The sequence below is a fragment of the Lysinibacillus boronitolerans JCM 21713 = 10a = NBRC 103108 genome (assembly GCF_000772935.1).
GTDB lineage: Bacteria > Bacillota > Bacilli > Bacillales_A > Planococcaceae > Lysinibacillus > Lysinibacillus boronitolerans.
In genome coordinates this window covers 52,119-70,299 of the sequence record NZ_JPVR01000080.1, presented here as the reverse complement: position 1 = coordinate 70,299, position 18,181 = coordinate 52,119, and the positions used below count along the sequence as shown (strand labels likewise).

The window sequence follows — 18,181 nt, the reverse complement described above, 5'->3', positions numbered from 1 at the left end:
CAAGAAGCATTAAATTATGAACAAGTTCATTTGAGGTGGATTCATGTTGAAGAATTTTATTAAAGACTTAGGAGTCTTTACGTATCATCAATCATTATCTTGTATTTTTCCTGTTGTGATATTTGCTACACTTGCATTCTCTAAAGCCATTCAAATACCTGGGGTAGGAAGATATGACTTTATTCTGGTTATCTGTCTATTGACTCAGTACTTGATGTATAAATTTGGTTTAGAAACAAAGGATGAAATAAAAGTCATTTGCTTGTTTCACATTATTGGGCTCGTGCTCGAACTATATAAAGTGAATTTCAATTCATGGTCATATCCTGAAGAAGCGTGGACAAAAATAGGGGGTGTGCCTTTATATAGTGGATTTATGTATGCGAGTGTGGCAAGTTATATTTGCCAAGCCTGGCGTAGGTTTGATTTAAAAATTGTAAGTTGGCCAAAAAGTTATGTAGCTATTCCACTTGGAGCCGTTATCTACTTAAATTTTTTCACACACCATTTTATTTATGATTTCAGATGGCTGTTAATGGCACTACTATTTATTGTGTTTTATCGTACTATTGTAAAATTTACCGTACGGAACAAAGTCTTTAAAATGCCCATCGTTGTATCGTTCTTTTTGATTGGCTTTTTCATTTGGATTGCGGAGAATATTGCAACGTTTTTTGGAGCATGGTCATATCCGAATCAGGAGGTGTCTTGGTCGATTGTTCATTTCGGTAAAATCAGTTCATGGTTTTTACTTGTAGTCATTAGCATTATGATTGTTGCACAACTTAAATTATTCTATCGTGATGCAGGTGAAAATTTGGAGAAATAATAATTCACTATATGACATTCATTTGTTGAATGATATTTGCGATGAACTATTAAATATAACACTTAGAGATTTGCAAAGCTTCTAAGTGAAATAGTATGGGTTTCTGATAAACTAGTATTTTTACCTTTGTACCCATTCCCTTTCATCAAACTGTCCCTTTTTTAGTGTGCAATACTGCTGTAGACTCCTTTTTAGAAGAGGATGGGGGGAATGATCATGGTAACAAATATTCGGATGATCAATAGAGCTTGTACAGACGACAAACAAATTAAGCAATTTTTAGAAGGTGCCCAAACTGCATTTCTTGGTTTAGTGGAACAACATATGCCATATGTTATTCCGCTAAATTATGTCTACAAAGACGGAAGTTTTTATTTCCACGGTGCCAACGAGGGAAGAAAAATAGACATTCTAGCAACCAATCAAAATGCATGTATCACAGTAAGTGAAAATTATGGAACAATGGTAGATCCCATTCCAGCTAAGACTGATACGGCTTATATGAGCATAATCGCAAATGGCTTGGTGGAAATTGTCACAGATTTAAATGAAGCTACTGCTGCTATGCAGGCCATGCTTGATAAATATGTACCAGATTATTACCAAGCGCCTTTGTCAAAAAAGCATATCGATAAATATCAATCATCTTTAGGGAGCAAAACGCTTGTTCTGAAAGTGAAGCCAACCAATTTAACTGCAAAAGAGAATAAATTAAATAAACAAATGCTATATTACTCAGGCAGAGTGGTAACACAGGATATGAGTAGAAAATCTACTGCTACAGCAATCAATCCAACAAATGAATCACGAGAAACATGAAAGGCTAAGCCTATTGTTTGTGTAGTAATCGTTCATTATTAAGCTATAGCGTATCCTGAGGAAAATAACTTGAATATTTTTTTCGTGTAGCCCCTTTGCTAACATAAACTATCGCAAGTAGAGTTGGAAAGAAGTATTCCATCTCTACTTTTTTCATTAGCTTTCAAAGGTACTACCTTATTAATAGATATAGTCATACGTAAGTGCTATAATGCCTGTGAAAAATCATTGGAAAACAAGTGGGGAGAAGGAGAGGGCAATACAGTTGAATATATTAGTTGTTGACGATGAAAAGGAAATTGCAGATTTAATAGAACTTTACTTGAAAAATGAAAACTATCATGTATTTAAATATTATACAGCGCAAGAGGCTTTGGCTTGTATCGAGCATGAAAATGTAGATCTAGCTGTGCTTGATATTATGATGCCTGATATAGATGGCTTTACTATTTTAAGAAAAATACGAGAAACATTGAATTTTCCAGTGATAATGCTTACGGCAAAGGAAGAAGAAATTGATAAAATTAATGGGTTCTCTCTAGGAGCAGATGATTATATAACAAAGCCGTTTCGTCCATTGGAGTTGGTTGCTCGTGTAAAGGCGCAAATACGAAGATTTACCTTGTACAACCAGGGCTCGAAGCAACATGAAGATATCATTGATTTTGCTGGCCTGGTGATTAACAAAAACACACGGCAAGTCTTTTTAAATGAAAGGCCTATATCCCTTACACCTACGGAATTCGCTATTCTTTGGTATTTATGTGCAAATCGAGGAACAGTTATTAGCTCAGAGCAATTATTCCAAGAAATATGGGGGGAAAAGTACTTTAGCAGCAATAATACGGTAATGGTTCATATTCGACATTTACGGGAAAAAATGAAAGATTCTGCGGAGAACCCAAAGTATATTAAAACGGTTTGGGGAGTGGGGTATACCATTGAAAAATGAGTTTGGTAAACTGAAAAGGAAAATGGTTCTACAAATTATTTCGATACTTGTCATCGCAAGCATCATAGGCTTTTTTATTAATTTTGCATTTATTGATGGGGTCTTGCAAGCTCCCTTTGCAGATGCTTTTATTGCCTTTTGTGAAAATGTCTTGCAGCTTGATTATTATGCCGCAAGTAGTGCCTATCATGTGTTATTTCGACAAAATAAACCGCTTTGGCTAGCAATAGGATTTATTTTATTATTGTTGATTATTTTTTATATCGCCTTGTCTCGATTTACCCGATATTTTCATCAAATTAGTTCAAGTATCACGATGCTTGCAGATGAGTCAGGGAAGGAAATTGAGCTCCCAGCTGAACTCGACTTTTTGGAGAAAAAATTAAATAACGTCAAATATAAATTAGAAAAGCGTGCAAGGGATGCGCAAGAAGCGGAGCAACGAAAGAATGATTTAGTTGTCTATTTAGCGCATGATATTAAAACACCCTTAACCTCCATTATTGGCTACTTAAGTCTTTTAGATGAAGCGAGGGATATGCCTGTAGAGCAGAAAGAAAAATATGTGACGATTACATTAGAAAAATCTTATAGACTGGAACAACTAATCAATGAATTTTTTGAAATAACCCGATTTAATTTACAATCTATCATTTTAGAGAAAGATCCTATTCCTTTACATCATATGTTAATGCAAGTGGCCGACGAGTTTTATCCATTGCTGGCACCAAAGGGGCAAAAAGCCATCGTCAAAATAGATGAAGATATTACTATCTATGCAGACGGTAATAAATTAGCAAGGGTATTTAATAATATTTTAAAAAATGCAATTGCCTACAGTGATCCAAATAGTACAATTGAAATTAGTGCGCAAAGCGAAAATAATCAGACATTTATTTCGTTTACGAATACAGGGAAGACGATCCCTCCTGAAAAATTAAAAATGATATTTGAGAAGTTTTACCGCTTAGATAGTGCAAGGTCTACCCAAACAGGAGGTGCTGGGCTTGGTTTAGCCATTTCTAATGAAATTGTACAGGCCCATGGCGGAACGATTACCGCAACTTCTAGTAATGATACAACCGTATTCACCGTGATGATTCCCACCAATTCTTAAGAAACCTTAAGAATTCACTAATAGTAAATTAAAAATAAGCTCCTTTTTTTATGGTTGAATAAAAGCATAAAGAGAAGGAGTTGTTTTTATGTTCAAGAGAAAAGGTATATTGAGTTTATTGTTTTTATTCGTGATGATATTTATTTATTTACTATTGAAAGAATCGCCAATGGCTTTACGTCAGGAAATAGATCATGCACCAAAAGTAGTACAAACTTCCAGTCAGCATATGCTTGATCTTGATATATACAGTTCGAATGCAATTTTAGTGAATTTGGATGAAAATCAAATTCTCTTAGATAAAAAAAGTGAGGAAAAGATTTATCCGGCTTCTTTGACAAAAATGATGACGGTACTAGTCGCGATTGAGCAGATCTCCAATTTACAAGAAGAAATCATTTTACCTAAACATATCTTTCAGGATTTAATAGAGGAAAATGCTTCAGTAGCTGGATTTCTCCCAAATGAAAAGCTGACATTAGAAGATTTATTGTATGGCTCCATGTTGCCATCAGGTGCAGAGGCATCACTAGGTTTAGCTGAATATGTTGCGGGGTCAGAACGTGGATTCGTGAAACTGATGAACGAAAAGGCGCAGCAGCTAGGCATGAAAAATACGCACTTTGTGAATACAACTGGACTGCACCATTCAGATCATTATACAACTGTAAAGGATATGTCTTTACTTTTACAATACGCCTTAACAAACGATGAGTTTCGAAATGTTTATACAGCAGAAAGATATTCTATAAAATCAACAAACCTTCATCCTGAAGGCATTACTTTTACAAGTCGCATGTTTCAACATATGCCGTCAAGTATATTGCCAGGAGGAGAAATCTTAGGTGGGAAAACTGGCTATACAGAAGATGCAGGCTTATGTTTAGCAAGCTTAGCTCTTATAAATGGACAAGAATATGTGTTAGTGACAGTAGGAGCGGACGGCAACCCGAGAACGGAGCAATATAATATTACTGATGCTATGTCGGTATATAGTCAATTATAACTTCATTACTAAATGGCTAGCCCCTAATAGTGTGTGATTGGAGAATATTTCATTTTCTAATCACGCATTTTTGTAGTTATATTATAGAAAATTTCTATTGTTTTTATAGAAATAATAGAATTGATTAATATTTGGGAGATTCCATATAATTCTCTATAAACCAACGTGTTGTTGGTATTACAAAAATAATTTATTAATTTTAATCTTCAGAAAAATGATATATAGTAAATATGATCAAAACTTTCATCTTTAAGGAGGATATTATGGGGAGATTAGTTCATTTTGAAATTCATGTAAGTGATATGGAACGGGCAAAGGATTTTTATAGGAAAGTATTTGGATGGTCATTTCAGGACTGGAGTGAATATGCAGGCATGCCTTACTTCGGTGCCGTGACAGGTGAAGATGATGAACTTGGCATTAACGGTGCTTTAATGCAACGCCAGGGTCCTCCACCAGAAACAAACCAAGCATTGAATGGCTTTGCTTGTACAATGGGTGTTGAAAGCTATGATGTAACGGAAGCAAAAATTCTTGAAAACGGTGGTAAAGTAGCCATGCCTAAGTATGCATTACCAGGGATGGCATGGCAAGGCTACTATATTGATACAGAAGGCAATGTATTTGGTATTCACCAGCCTGATAAAAATGCCAAATAGTATTGAGGGGTGAATCGCCTTGACTGGAAGGGCATTCGCTCCTAATAAGGTTAGAGCCGCTCTTAATCAGATGAAAAAACTAGAAAGCAGAAAGACCTATGTTCGAGAAAGCGAGCATAGGTCTTTTTTGAACACCTGATAGGTACATGGGGAGAATTGTAAATATGTAATGTTTTATTTTGGTAAATTTGGTATGGTTGAAATAGAGAAGTTATCAAGCGATACATAGCATTCAAGGAGAAATGGCAATGAAAAAAAGTAGGCTTATGTTATTTTTATTCGCACCAATATTGATTTTAGCATCTTGTAGTAGTGAGGACGAAAATGTTACTGCTAATGAGAAAAAGTATATTTCATCGATTCAGAAAAAGGAAGTCTATGAGATTCAACAGCCTGCAAAAGTCAATATTGCTAGAGGTTCAATCATCAAAAATATGAATAATGCTTTAAATATTAATGAAATTGAAAGAGGACTCATGAATTTATCGGTGAATCATTTTTCAACAGAAAAGTTTTATATGCAGGAAGGTCAATATCTGGAAGAGAAAACGATCAGTCAATGGTTAAGCAGAAAAACAGATGAAGGTATTGGGTTAAACCCAGCCATCGAAACGAGCAGTGACAATGTGCTAGAGGATGAAAAAAAGTATCCTTTGATTCTCTCACATGTATTAGAACAAAATTTTATTAATAAAGAAAATAACAAAGTAGAGGGACTATCGATCGCGATCTCGTTAAATGAATTTTATGATATACGAGTTTCCGATGCCAATGGTTTAATTTACACAGGCCAAGTGAAAGTAGACCAAAATAATGATGATATCAACGATGTTAAAAATTATGGGAAGGAAGCAGCTAAAAGGATTCTTGAGGATATTAGAAAAAATGAAAAGTATCCGAGAGTTCCTATTTATTTAGCTTTATATCAAGAATCTAATATAAACGATATTATGCCAGGCATATTTTTAGCTGAAACCTTTATTCCGAAAGATGCAGATACCATAACAAAATGGTTTGATATAGATAAAAAGCATTATATATTCCCATCAGATGCTTTATATAGTTTGGACCAAAATATGTATAATAAATTATTAATTTTTAAAGAGGATATTCAAGGTGGATTTAAACATTTAAATCCTAAAATCATGGGAAAACTTCGTTATGAAGATGGTAAATTAACAGATATTAATCTAGAAATACATGTTCCACTGGTTAATGATATTGAATTAATTGGCTTGTTACAGCTCACTAGTACAAAAATAAATACAATTTTATTTGACTATATTCCCATTACCATTCGGGTAATCGATCAGAAGCAGGATGTTGGAATTGTTCTCTGGGACCCAACGGAAAAACAAATTTTTGCATCACCTATTTGAATAGAAAAAAGCTAAAGGGTTATATCTACTGTAATTAAAGCTCATTGAACCCTGACCTGTTGGAAGAGTAGCAGGTGTTGAAAGAAGCATGGGAGAACCATCATCCATTCCATCACTTTGACAGCTGTGTTAGTAGAATGAGGTTCTTCAGCAGTAGCAGCTAGGGTAGGCGGAATAGACAAACTGTTTATATGATCAGCTATATAAGGTGCTCATCAAGCGGAAATATAAAAAAGAGGCAAATTTTCTCATGGTTCCTCCGCTTAAATATTTTTAAGTTATCTCAATAATACCTTTATCTAACTTACTGGCAAATATTAGTTTGGGTGCTCGTTAAAATGGAGTGCCTATTTTTCATTTGTAAATGACCTTCAAAACTTAAAAAGTATTTCATTGCAATCTCTGCCACGAATGATTATTATGAAAATGATAATCATTTTCAATTGGAGGGGAGTAGCAATGAAAAGACATCTTATTATTGGAATGCATTTAGCTGTTCACAGTAATCATGCCAAAAAGGGCGCGTTAATAGATGATCATATCGCATTTGCACAGCGTGCTGAGGCAGCGAAATTAGATTTTGTATTTAAGGCCGATTATTTAATAGCTCATCCAGAATTAATGGCTAAAATGAAAGGTACAGTTGGCATAGATCCTAGCTTTTTAATGGCGATGGTGGCAAGAGAAACGAAACAGATTGGCTTAGTAACAACGATTTCCACATCATTTACGCCACCTTATCTGATTGCACGTCAATTGCAGTCTTTGAATTGGATTAGTGATGGGCGAGTGGGATGGAATATCGTGACCTCTATAGATGGAGCACATAATTTCAGCAATGAGCCTATGCCTTCTTCAGAGGCGCGTTATGCTAAAGCGGCAGAATGTACAGAGGTGGTCAAGCAGCTATGGCATAGTCATCCCTATGAAGTGGTAGAAACGGATGGGAATATAGAAAAAATAAAAGAGCTTGTCAAGGCAATTGAGCATGAAGGCGAATTTTTCCATATAAAAGGTCCCTTAAATCTCCCAATGCATCCAGCAGGAGAGATTCCGCTCTTCCAAGCAGGCGCGTCGGATGTTGGGCGTCAATTTGCGGCTACTGTTTCCAATGCGATTTTCGCTGCTACACCAGCTATGGAGGTGGGCATTGAGATGCGGAATGATTTGCGTCAGCGTGCTATAGAAGTAGGTCGTTCAGCCGACGATATTCGCGTATTACCGGGGCTCTATTTCTTTATAGGTGATACATATGAAGAAGCAAACGAAATGCACCGACAAGCACATGCACATGTAACACTTGAGCGACGCTACAGTGCGTTAGAATCTGTGATTGGTATGGATATTCGTCATTTGTCACTTGAAGATAAGGTAACGGTTGATATGCTACCACCACAAGATCAAAAAGTACGTAGTAAAACACATGCAGATTTGGTACGTCGTTATATTTTAAATAATGAACCAACTGTCGCGGTATTGTTAGCACGTCCAGAGGTAATTGGCTCAGCCCACCTTGTAGCAATCGGTACACCACAGGATATTGTCGATCAAATCGTTACTTTTTATGAAGAGGGTGCATTGGATGGCTTTATTGCTGTACCAGGTGGCCCTGCGAAATCTTTAGATTTGTTCTTTAGCGACGTTATTCCCCTGTTAGTAAAGCGGGGGTTATTCAGAGCAGAATATGAAGGTAGCACATTACGTTCCCATTTAGGCTTAGATGGGCGATCCCCCATTAATAGCTGAAAAAGGGCAAGCCATAAGCTTTGCCCTTTTATTGCTAGAAACTCATTCGAATATTGATAGGATAAAGATAAGGGGATTCGGGTTGTTCAATTGTTACCCAATCATCAATATGGATAACAGGTAAGCTTGCACCCTCATATGTTGTTTGACTAATTGTACCAACTACTTCAATCCATGTATCTTCTGTGAGAATGGGAGCCTCCAGAAATTCTGTCAGAAAGCCGACGATACTTGCATCGGCAACACAATGCGTAATAAGAAATCTTGAAATAACTAGTTGGTTTTCTGTAAAACTTTCTTCTTTTAAAACAAAGCCCTTCAGCTGTATTTTCTTCCCTAAATAGTTTTCTAAATTTTGGTTAATTTCCTCATAGTAGATTGTATAGTCCTCATCGGTCATTTTCAGCATAGATTGTTGGGATAGCTGTTGCTTTAATTTGTCATATTGCTTTTTTGTCATTTCCAGTTTTTCCTCCGTCAGTCGGGGATCAGCTTCATGCTCATCAGAGATGTTTTCATCAATCGTTTCATTTGAAGTGAGGTAATCCTCTATTTTAGCTGATTGATTTTGCTGGGTGAGAATAAAGGCACCCCCTTTTTTATCAGCGATGGCAGCATCTAAAATTTTTGCTGGCACGAAGAAGCCTGTCATTATTGGTGTCATGATAATAAGGTAGGCAATCATTTTTTTACGTGTAAAGGCTGAGTGACCATGGTCGTGATGGGAGCAGCAAGCTTGTCCTGCTTGATCACATGAGTGGGGAGCCTTTGAAAAAGATATTACTCTTGTCACTTGAACAAGAAATAGTATAAAAAACAAAATGGCGGCTGTTTTACTCAGCCCTTCATATTTCGGGTTGATGAATTTTGTTAGTTCACCGGTCCAATGCAGGTTGGCTATCATAGCTGAAAAGGCAAGTAACAGTAAGGCTCTTATCGCTAGTTGAACATGAAATTTCATGGTTTTCCCCCTTAGAGATACGCTGAAAGAATCCATATACTAATGTAGACGACTGTAGCCACTAAGGCGATTAACCAAAATACAAATTTTAAGCGAAATACGCTCATCAACATAATGGTATTTTTCAAATCGATCATAGGGCCAAAAATAAGAAAGGCCAGAATGGATGGAGTGGAGAAAATAGCTCTAAAGGATGCGCCAATAAAGGCATCTGCCTCTGAACAAAGTGACAGAATGAAGGCTAAGCCCATCATAACTAGAATGGAGGAGGAATCACCATCTCCAATGGCTACGAGTGTTTTCGTAGATACATAGGTTTGTACAAAGGCAGCTAAAAATGCCCCAATTATTAAGTATTTGCCCATATCAAAAAATTCATCGATGGCATGCTTGACCATATTTACTAGTTTAGTGATGAAGGATGTTTGTTGACTAGTGGTTGTCAATGAGTAGGACTGTAAGGAGACCTTAAATTGTGAGCCTTTGAAAAAAAAGCTGATAAGTAATGCTACTACAATAGCAATGACAAAGCCAACGAGCATTCGAAGGCTCGCTATTCTTAAATCATTGCCAAATGCCATATAGGTAGAAAGAATAACAATAGGGTTAATAAGTGGACCAGTTAACATAAAACCCATAGCTGCATGTATTGGTACGCCTTTGGCAATCAATCTTCTAACAATCGGAACAATCCCACATTCACAGGCTGGAAATAATGCACCTACAAAACAACTCATGATAACAGCCATCACAGGATTTCGAGGAATCCACCTTTGGATATGTTCCTCTGTAATAAAAATCTGAATAAAGCCTGCAATCAGTATTCCAATTAAGACAAATGGTAATGCTTCAATTAAAATACTTAAAAATATCGTATTTAAATTGAGTAGAGAGGAACTAAGGTCGTTTAGTGCTGAGACGTTGAATAACAGTAGTGGTAGCATGCCTATGAATAAAATGAAAAGGAACCAAAAATTCAATACATATTTAGAAAAATGGAGACGTTCCACATAGACCTCCTTAAAGTGTAATGGTTACGTTTTAATACAGGGTATGACATAGAGGATATGGTTAGTACTTCAAAAAAGGAAAGAGAAAGTAAAAGTTGATTCCTACCTTCTTTTTACTTTCCCTCTATAACGAATTATTTATGAGAATACTTAGTTCTATATTGTTTAGGAGTGATCCCTGTAAATTTTTTGAAAACTTTAATGAAATAGCTTTGATCTGTGAAATTAAGTAATGAGCCGATATCTAGGATTGGATAGTTGGTAAATGTTAAGAGTTTTTTCGCCTCATCAATCCTTTGCTGCTGAATGTATTCACTAAAGGAAGTCCCTACTTCCTTTTTAAATAAAGATGAAAGATAGTTGGGGCTTAGATGGCAAATAACTGAAAGCTGGTCGAGTGTTAGATCCCCATATAATTGATTTTCAATATAATGGATACAGGTTGTAATGGGTGCTGAATATTTCATTTTATTGGCTTGCGATACTCGGCTTGTAAAGTCGTAAATAGCCTCCTCCATTAACGAAAGAATATCGATTAAGCTGTTTTGATCCTCTAGCTTTTGAATGTAAAAATCATTTAATGTAAAGGCTGTTTCTTCATTTAATCCACCCTCAATCGCTGCACGGCAAATAAGTGCAATTCCTGTAATCATTAAATATTGAATACTTCTTAAATTATTACGTTTTGAAAGTATTCCAAGTTCTGCTTGCTCGACAATGGAATAATTCAAAACTTCATTTAATTTCTCCATACGCCCATTTTTCACATTGTCTAACAATATTTTTTCGTAGTAAAGATTTGTATGAATAATATCATTTCTTCTAGCATGGGAGAGCTCAAGCGCCGTATTTTCCTCATGACGAATGAGAGGTTTTAATGCTTGGTTGTGATAAATGACAGCTGTTTTATTTAATTTCTTTTGATAGATGGAGTAATACACAAATAAACTAATGGCTAAACATTGCTGATAATGAAGAATAGGGATCAGCTCTTGATTAACATTTGCCTTTATGTCTTCCACTTCTGCAGAAAAGGAAGGACCAACTACAATTGCCCCTAAATATTGATCATCAGTCTTCAAGTTAATATAGAAGAAATTAAATTCAGCATAAGAGAAAAAAATTGGATAATCATTTGAATTTGTATGGTAAGGGTATGTTTTGAGCTGCTCCTTTAAAGAAATGTAAGATGAATTATTTGTTGATGAATAGTCAAAAATTATTTCCCCCAATGAATTAATATAAGTGACTGGAAGATGGTGTGTTTCATAGATTAATTGGCTTATGTATTGAAGATCGATAGTGGTAATTTTCATGTTCCTATACCTCAGTTCGTAATGGTGCTATCAAAATGAAAGCATTTACATTTTTATTGGATAGACATTGAGAAAGTACTATTTTGTGTAGAATAATACAATAAATGAAGGGGAAGTAGCAATAAAATAGATAGTGACTTCAAAATGTTAGGGAGGAAGAGAAGATGGATCTTTTAAATAAAATTGCAGTAGTAACGGGCGCAGGAAGCGGTATTGGAAGAGCCAGTAGTTTGAAACTTGCTAGCAATGGCGCAAAAGTGGTAGTAGTGGATTTCAACAAAGAAACAGGAGAAGAAACAGTAAGCTTGATTAAAGAACAAGGTGGAGAAGGTATCTTCGTTCAGGCTGACGTTTCAAAAAGTGAAGACGTTCAGAAATATGTCAATGCGGCTGTTGATACGTATGGACGCATTGATATATTTTTCAATAATGCTGGGGTTATTCAGAAAATTTCTCCACTAACAGAGATTGAAGATGCAGAATATGACCGTATTATGTCAATCAATGTGAAGGGTGTATTCCTTGGCTTAAAACATGTTTAAATGGAGGGACAAGGAAGCGGCTCTATTATTAATACAGCTTCGACAGCGGGTGTTCGTAGTGAGCATAGTATGGCTGTCTATTCAGCAAGTAAGCATGCAGTAGTTGGTTTAACAAAATCTGCCTCTTTAGAGTATGTAAAAAAAGGTATCCGTATCAATGGTATTTGTCCAGGTGGAGTAGAAACGGCATTAACAAACAGTGTAACGGCCATGTTTGAAACAGGTGGCTATGTGCCAGAGGAAATTCCAAACATGAGAATGGGACGCTATGCGAAACCAGAGGAATTAGCAGAAATGGTTGTGTTCCTAGCATCGGACAAAGCAAGCTATATGACAGGCTCCATCGTGTTAGTTGATGGTGGCTTAACTTTATAATGAAAGAAGAAATCCAGTGAATCATTTTCATTGGATTTCTTCTTGTTGTTGAAAAAGATGATGTCAACGGCAGAAGAAACTTTGCAAGGTGAGAGGTTGATTTCCGTTCCGCCAGCGTCCTTTCCAGGGGGCGTCCGATGAGCCGCTCCACTCCAATCAACTAGTAGCATAGCGATCAAAGAGTCTATTATCCGTATTCTTAGAGGGGATAAGCTCATATTTTCAATTCAATGTGGAGAAGTGATGCGTGACAACACCTCTTCATAAAGAGTAGTGAACACCTTCGCTAAAAAGGTAACATTTTTGGAGGTTCAAATGGAAGGCTACTTGACTCCCGTGGGATAGCGAAACAGGGGAGCCACTAAACGGAGCGGTAGCGGAGTAAAACGACTCGGTGCTCGCCCACAATAAAGCAAGTAGCCTGCAACGGAAATCCATTTCTACCTTTTAATTGACTGTTTTGTTTTTCAACCCTAAGAAGAAATCCAGTGAATCATTTCACTGGATTTCTTGCGGTAAAGAACCGAATCACTATAGGGTGAATTTTTTGAGCTCATTCATCAACGTATCCGTCATAGCCTGAAGCTCGTCTATTTTAGCACTGATTTTTTGGAAGGACAGTAACTGTTCTTGTGTTGATGCGGATATTTCTTCTGTACCTGCAGCCGTTTCTTCAGTAATGGCTGAAATATTTTCAATGGTACTATTTACTTGCTGGCTCACTTCATTCGTTTGCGCCATTTCCTTTGTGAGGTTTTGTAAATCGTGATGGATATCTGTTATATGCATGGCAATAACAGCAAATGATTGTTCTGTTTCTACCATCGACTGTGATTGCTCATTTGATAGCTGATAACCTCGTTCAGCCGTAGTAAGGATGTGCGTAATGCCATCTTGAATATGCGTGACCATGGAAGTGATTAAATTCGTTGCATTCTCCGTTTCAGAAGAGAGCTTTTTAACCTCCTCGGCGACAATGGCGAACCCTTTGCCTGCTTCTCCAGCTCGTGCAGCCTCGATGGCAGCATTTAGGGCTAATAAATTTGTTTGGCTGGCAATCGTATGGACAGCATTGGCTGCTCCTTCAATCTCTGAAGTAAATTGAGAGAATTGGGTAACAGCTTCTTTAATATCAAGTGAGGTAGTTGAAATATCCTTTGCAATAGAAGATTGTTTTTCTAAAGAATACTGACCATTTTGAACAGCCTCCAGAGCTTGTTTGCCAGTGTCAGCCGATTGCTCACTTGTACGCATTACATCCTTAAATTGATCTGCCATATTATTCATTTTCATTGCCACTGATTGAATGTCTTCAGACATCGTATAGCTGCCTTTTGCTAATTCGTCTGTTGAGGTAGCGATTTGATTACTACTTTCATGAATATTATTCATATGGCTCGTCACTTCTTGTGTAAACAAATTAACATCCTTTCCAATATAATCGATGGATTGTACGGTACTTTTTAAATTATTCATCATCTCTGAAAAGCTTTTTGTTAGTTGATCAATCTCATATCGACTGTTTGCTTGATAGGAAAGGGTAGATGTATCAATGGTTAAGTTTCCTGTTGCTGCGGCCTGTGCACAATCTACAATCTGATTAATGGGTTTGGTAATTCTTTTCGCAGCCACATAGGAATAAAGTATCGTAGCAATAATTAATAACACACTACCTATGATAGTAGTGGTTGTAATGAAACCTATTTTTTGCTTTGTTACCTGTATCATGTCTTGATACCATTCGTTCGTTTCTTTTTTGAGCAAATGCATATCGTTTAAAATCCCTTTTATTCTGATGGACTGCTTTTTAATTTCAGAGCGATTGTTTTCTTGAAAGCCGCTTTCAGTCGCTTTTTCTAGATTTTCAAATTTACTAGCTATTTTTTCGACGATTGTCTGATGCTCAGGCATTCTCGTTAGGGAGGCTAATGCCTCTATATTACTTTTTGTTTCTTGCAAAATAGCGAGCGCTTCGTTTTTATTGGCTTCACTATCTAAGTAGGTAAAATTATTTAAAGATTGACTGGCAACAACTAAGCTTTGCTCTAGTTCTTTCACTGCAAGTAAAAGTTTAGTATCGTCCTGTGCTGTTGTCTGGATCGTGAATGTTTGAATGATAATAAAGCCAATCATAGCCATAGCCAGTACGATTGGAATCAGTGTGTTCATAAATAATTTCTTCCGTAGTGTCACTGGCCATTCCTCTTTTCTGCAGTAACTTTTATCGTACCTGAAATAATAGCTTCTTTGGCTTTTTCAAGGGTAGCCTGTTGCTCAGCTGTCAGTTGAATTACCCGAATATCTGCTAGTCCCACGCCTTGATCCGCTAAACCTAATGCAAATGATTTCTCAGCAATTTTCCCATTTTCCACTAATGTCTTAGTAAGCTGGTAGACGGCGAGGTCAACATTTTTAAGCATGGATGTGACAACTGTTTTTTCCGCAACGAAAAACTGATCAATATCAACACCTGCTGCATAAATCCCCATTTCTTCGGCCTTTTTAATCGCTCCAAAGCCAGTAAAGCCCGCTGCATGGTAAATAAAATCAACGTTATTTTTGATATACCTTTCTGCTATTGCTGCACCAGCCTGGGTATCGTCAAAGGTTCCAGCATAGTCACTCATAATTTCAATTGATGGCTGTACATAACGAGCTCCTTCAATAAAACCATTTTCAAAGTGATGGATAACAGGAGCATCTGCTCCACCAATGAAGCCAACTTTTCCTGTTTTGCTTGTCATAGCGGCAATCATTCCAACTAAAAAGCTACCTTCTTGTTCTTTAAAGGTAATCGAAATGATGTTGTCCATTTCAGATTGTCCGTCAATCAGTATAAATTGTTGGCTTGGATATTGCTTCGCTGTTTTTTCTAGTGCTTCTTGTACAGAAAAACCGAGACCAATGATGATATCATATTTTTCTGCTACAAGCTCATTTAGCTTCTCCTCGTAATTACCATCAGGAGCCTCTTTGTAATCAAACAAAATACCTAGCTCATCTCGCGCCTTTTCTAATCCTTTAAAAGCGGAATCATTAAAAGATTCATCACCTAGTCCTGCATCTGATAGTAGAATTCCTATCTTATATCCTTCAGTTGATGTTTCTGTTGGTGCTGAGGAACAGCCTGCTATCAACAGCGTAATCAAAAGAAAACTAATGATTAATTTCTTCAAATTATGTGTACCTCCTGTTGTGTATAAAATATATATCGGCAAAAAATTAATATTTTTAGTCTGATGTCAGACATCGGTTAAAATAAATTTCTTAGGATATCTAAGAATAATGATTCATTTCAATATACATAATAAGTTAAAAATATAAAGCTAGATTACTAATAAAGTAATGGATTTATTAAGGTTTCCGTAGCACTTCTTGAATGTACAGCTCAAGAACAGCCTAACGCAAATAGCGTTAGGCTTACTACATGTTCTAAACAGCGCCGAATAATTTTAATAAATTAATAATAATAATGCCGATTACGCCAAAGTCTGAATCGCCGAATGTTGTGCCTTCATAACCAATATCCCCCATAAAGATAAGGAGTATGGCTGGAATAAAGCTAATTAATAAACCATTGGCAAAGGCTCCGGACATCGCACCAATTCTACCGCCAGTAGCATTTCCAAAGACACCCGCTGCAGCACCTGTGAAGAAATGGGGAACAAGACCTGGTACGATCACTTTAAGTCCGATGAAGGGGAGTATAAACATGGAAATCAGTCCTGCTACAAAACTAAAAATGAAACCAATGATAACAGCATTTGGGGCAAAGGGGAAAATGGTTGGACAATCAAGCGCTGGTTTTGTGTTTGGAACAAGTTTATCTGCAATGCCTTTGAAGGCTGGAATAATTTCAGCAATTAACATCCGTACACCTGCTAAAATAATATACACACCCGCTGCAAATGTAATCGCTTGCATAATAGCGAAAATAATAAAATTTGAGCCAGCTGATAATTGTGTCTCAATATAGGAAGGGCCAGCAAAAAGGGCAACAATCACAAAGAACACACTCATTGTTAAAGAAATAGCCACTGAGGTATCTCGTAAAAAGCCTAATGATTTCGGAACCTGTATATCCTCTGTGGATTTCGTTTTATTGCCAAAGAGCTTACCAATCTTTGCAGAAACATAATAGCCAACACTGCCAAAGTGACCAACTGCAAAGTCGTCACTACCTGTTATTTGTCGAACCGTCGGCTGCAAAATGGCAGGGAACACGACCATACAAAGCCCAAGAATAATAGACCCGACAATAATAAGAGGTGTCCCATTCATCCCCCCAACTGACAATGAAGCAGCGATTAAACAAGCCATAAATAATGTATGATGTCCAGTTAAAAAGATATATTTTAATGGCGTAAATCGCGCAAATAGTAGATTCATAATCATACCAAATACCATGATTAATGCAGTAGCTGTACCAAAATTAGTCTGAGCAGCTGCCACGATGGCCTCATTGTTGGGAATGACTCCCTGTACCTGAAAGGCATGATCAAACATTTTACTAAAATGATCTAAGGAGCCAATCAAGACAGTGGCCCCTGCTCCGAGGATGACGAAGCCCATTATCGTTTTTAATGTACCTGACAGAACAGTGGAACTTGATTTTTTTTGAATGAGTAAACCAATAAAAGCGAATAGGCCGACTAATATAGCTGGTGTTCCTAAAATGTCATGCATGATAACATCTAACATATCAACACCTCATCCTATCCAATTTTTTTATGCTAAAGCAATGGTTCAAGCTTTTCTTTTATTTCTGCAATACTCATCATATTAACGATGCTCACAATGATTCCTTTGTCTTTCGCTAATTCATTCACGATATCTGCTGCCCCTAAATAAATATCTGCTTTCTCCGCCTTGGCAGACGCTAAATCTGTATGCGTTACCTCTGCATCTTTCCCCAATCCTTCTAATGCTTTTTTAACATTCAATTCTAAAATAAAGCTACTTCCTAAACCGCTCCCACACACGACTAAAATTTTCATTCTGTTGACTCCTTTGTCGTATATTGTTTGATTTTCTCCCATATCGTGTCCGCATGTTGACAGGCGATTAGGTCATCAATCTGATCGGGTTCTTGTAGTACTGATGTCAAATCAGCCAACACCTGTAGATGTGAAGCATTGTCAACGGCAGCTAGCACAATCAGTAGGTAGACAGGCTGATTAGGGCTGAAAAAAACAGGCTTTTGTAACCGTAGCAAACTTATGGCTAGTTCATGAACCCCATCAGATGGCCGTGCATGAGGAATAGCTACTTTGGGTGTGATGACAACATAAGGACCATAGTGTTCAATAGATCGAATCATGGCTTCGACATAGCGCTGTTCAATTTTGTGTTGCTGTACTAATGGGCTAGCCGCTAAATGAATTGCTTCTTGCCATGATTGGACAAAGTTTGCAAGCTGTATACAATCTTTTGTCAACAGCTTGGTTAGCAAGGACAACCCTCCTTTCAT

Annotated in this window: 16 protein-coding genes and 1 pseudogene; 9 read left to right on the top strand and 8 right to left on the bottom strand. The window is 36.9% G+C overall.

What is annotated here, in order from left to right:
* The first annotated feature begins 43 nt into the window (after positions 1–43).
* The 8 genes from CD31_RS18770 to CD31_RS18735 all read left to right on the top strand — a co-directional run bounded on the left by CD31_RS18770 (position 44) and on the right by CD31_RS18735 (position 8,507).
* Positions 44–829, top strand: a complete 786-nt coding sequence (locus CD31_RS18770) for a DUF817 domain-containing protein (RefSeq protein ID WP_026023510.1) — start codon at positions 44–46, stop codon at positions 827–829.
* A gap of 216 nt (positions 830–1,045) precedes the next feature.
* Positions 1,046–1,648: a pyridoxamine 5'-phosphate oxidase family protein gene (locus CD31_RS18765; protein WP_016995498.1), complete on the top strand. Its 603-nt coding sequence runs from the start codon at positions 1,046–1,048 to the stop codon at positions 1,646–1,648.
* 259 nt (positions 1,649–1,907) lie between these two features.
* Complete coding sequence (gene vanR / locus CD31_RS18760) at positions 1,908–2,600, top strand: VanR-ABDEGLN family response regulator transcription factor (RefSeq protein WP_164835479.1); 693 nt, start codon at positions 1,908–1,910, stop codon at positions 2,598–2,600.
* Positions 2,601–2,622: 22 nt separating this feature from the next.
* The gene (locus CD31_RS18755) at positions 2,623–3,717 is read left to right on the top strand and encodes a sensor histidine kinase (RefSeq protein ID WP_052125414.1); all 1,095 of its coding nucleotides are present in this window, start codon (positions 2,623–2,625) and stop codon (positions 3,715–3,717) included.
* An 88-nt stretch (positions 3,718–3,805) separates the two neighbouring features.
* On the top strand, positions 3,806–4,723 hold the full coding sequence (locus CD31_RS18750) for a D-alanyl-D-alanine carboxypeptidase family protein (RefSeq protein WP_016995500.1): 918 nt from the start codon (positions 3,806–3,808) through the stop codon (positions 4,721–4,723).
* Positions 4,724–4,986: 263 nt separating this feature from the next.
* Positions 4,987–5,382 (top strand): VOC family protein, encoded by a 396-nt coding sequence (locus tag CD31_RS18745; RefSeq protein ID WP_036079977.1) that lies wholly within the window; start codon positions 4,987–4,989, stop codon positions 5,380–5,382.
* A gap of 248 nt (positions 5,383–5,630) precedes the next feature.
* Positions 5,631–6,761 (top strand): CamS family sex pheromone protein, encoded by a 1,131-nt coding sequence (locus tag CD31_RS18740; protein WP_036079975.1) that lies wholly within the window; start codon positions 5,631–5,633, stop codon positions 6,759–6,761.
* 459 nt (positions 6,762–7,220) lie between these two features.
* A complete protein-coding gene (locus CD31_RS18735; protein WP_036079974.1) occupies positions 7,221–8,507 on the top strand; it encodes an NtaA/DmoA family FMN-dependent monooxygenase in 1,287 nt (428 codons plus the stop codon).
* Between the two features lie 34 nt (positions 8,508–8,541).
* On the opposite strand, the gene CD31_RS18730 is transcribed toward CD31_RS18735, so the two are convergent.
* The 3 genes from CD31_RS18730 to CD31_RS18720 form a co-directional block, all read right to left on the bottom strand.
* Positions 8,542–9,468: a TIGR03943 family putative permease subunit gene (locus tag CD31_RS18730; protein WP_036079971.1), complete on the bottom strand. Its 927-nt coding sequence runs from the start codon at positions 9,466–9,468 to the stop codon at positions 8,542–8,544.
* 11 nt (positions 9,469–9,479) lie between these two features.
* Positions 9,480–10,478 (bottom strand): permease, encoded by a 999-nt coding sequence (locus CD31_RS18725; protein WP_052125410.1) that lies wholly within the window; start codon positions 10,476–10,478, stop codon positions 9,480–9,482.
* 134 nt (positions 10,479–10,612) lie between these two features.
* Positions 10,613–11,794: an AraC family transcriptional regulator gene (locus CD31_RS18720; protein WP_036079968.1), complete on the bottom strand. Its 1,182-nt coding sequence runs from the start codon at positions 11,792–11,794 to the stop codon at positions 10,613–10,615.
* Positions 11,795–11,958: 164 nt separating this feature from the next.
* Between CD31_RS18720 and CD31_RS18715 the strand changes: the two are divergent.
* Positions 11,959–12,711, top strand: a pseudogene (locus CD31_RS18715) (SDR family NAD(P)-dependent oxidoreductase).
* Positions 12,712–13,242: 531 nt separating this feature from the next.
* On the opposite strand, the gene CD31_RS18710 reads toward CD31_RS18715, so the two are convergent.
* The 5 genes from CD31_RS18710 to CD31_RS18690 form a co-directional block, all read right to left on the bottom strand.
* On the bottom strand, positions 13,243–14,904 hold the full coding sequence (locus CD31_RS18710; protein ID WP_036079965.1) for a methyl-accepting chemotaxis protein: 1,662 nt from the start codon (positions 14,902–14,904) through the stop codon (positions 13,243–13,245).
* The gene (locus tag CD31_RS18705) at positions 14,901–15,887 is read right to left on the bottom strand and encodes a BMP family lipoprotein (RefSeq protein WP_036079961.1); all 987 of its coding nucleotides are present in this window, start codon (positions 15,885–15,887) and stop codon (positions 14,901–14,903) included. The genes CD31_RS18710 and CD31_RS18705 overlap by 4 nt, the downstream gene beginning before the upstream one ends.
* Positions 15,888–16,143: 256 nt before the next feature.
* Positions 16,144–17,412, bottom strand: a complete 1,269-nt coding sequence (locus CD31_RS18700; RefSeq protein ID WP_036079956.1) for a PTS ascorbate transporter subunit IIC — start codon at positions 17,410–17,412, stop codon at positions 16,144–16,146.
* A gap of 32 nt (positions 17,413–17,444) precedes the next feature.
* On the bottom strand, positions 17,445–17,708 hold the full coding sequence (locus CD31_RS18695) for a PTS sugar transporter subunit IIB (protein ID WP_036079954.1): 264 nt from the start codon (positions 17,706–17,708) through the stop codon (positions 17,445–17,447).
* Positions 17,705–18,163, bottom strand: a complete 459-nt coding sequence (locus CD31_RS18690; protein ID WP_036079950.1) for a PTS sugar transporter subunit IIA — start codon at positions 18,161–18,163, stop codon at positions 17,705–17,707. Before CD31_RS18690 ends, CD31_RS18695 begins: the two co-directional genes overlap by 4 nt.
* Positions 18,164–18,181: the final 18 nt, after the last annotated feature.

Excerpts from the sequence above, each read along its gene's own strand:
- CD31_RS18770 (WP_026023510.1), top strand. The coding sequence starts at position 44 with ATGTTGAAGAATTTTATTAAAGACTTAGGAGTCTTTACGTATCATCAA.
- CD31_RS18765 (WP_016995498.1), top strand. The coding sequence starts at position 1,046 with ATGGTAACAAATATTCGGATGATCAATAGAGCTTGTACAGACGACAAA.
- CD31_RS18755 (WP_052125414.1), top strand. The coding sequence starts at position 2,623 with ATGGTTCTACAAATTATTTCGATACTTGTCATCGCAAGCATCATAGGC.
- CD31_RS18750 (WP_016995500.1), top strand. The coding sequence starts at position 3,806 with ATGTTCAAGAGAAAAGGTATATTGAGTTTATTGTTTTTATTCGTGATG.
- CD31_RS18745 (WP_036079977.1), top strand. The coding sequence starts at position 4,987 with ATGGGGAGATTAGTTCATTTTGAAATTCATGTAAGTGATATGGAACGG.
- CD31_RS18740 (WP_036079975.1), top strand. The coding sequence starts at position 5,631 with ATGAAAAAAAGTAGGCTTATGTTATTTTTATTCGCACCAATATTGATT.
- CD31_RS18735 (WP_036079974.1), top strand. The coding sequence starts at position 7,221 with ATGAAAAGACATCTTATTATTGGAATGCATTTAGCTGTTCACAGTAAT.
- CD31_RS18730 (WP_036079971.1), bottom strand. The coding sequence starts at position 9,468 with ATGAAATTTCATGTTCAACTAGCGATAAGAGCCTTACTGTTACTTGCC.
- CD31_RS18720 (WP_036079968.1), bottom strand. The coding sequence starts at position 11,794 with ATGAAAATTACCACTATCGATCTTCAATACATAAGCCAATTAATCTAT.
- CD31_RS18700 (WP_036079956.1), bottom strand. The coding sequence starts at position 17,412 with ATGTTAGATGTTATCATGCATGACATTTTAGGAACACCAGCTATATTA.
- CD31_RS18695 (WP_036079954.1), bottom strand. The coding sequence starts at position 17,708 with ATGAAAATTTTAGTCGTGTGTGGGAGCGGTTTAGGAAGTAGCTTTATT.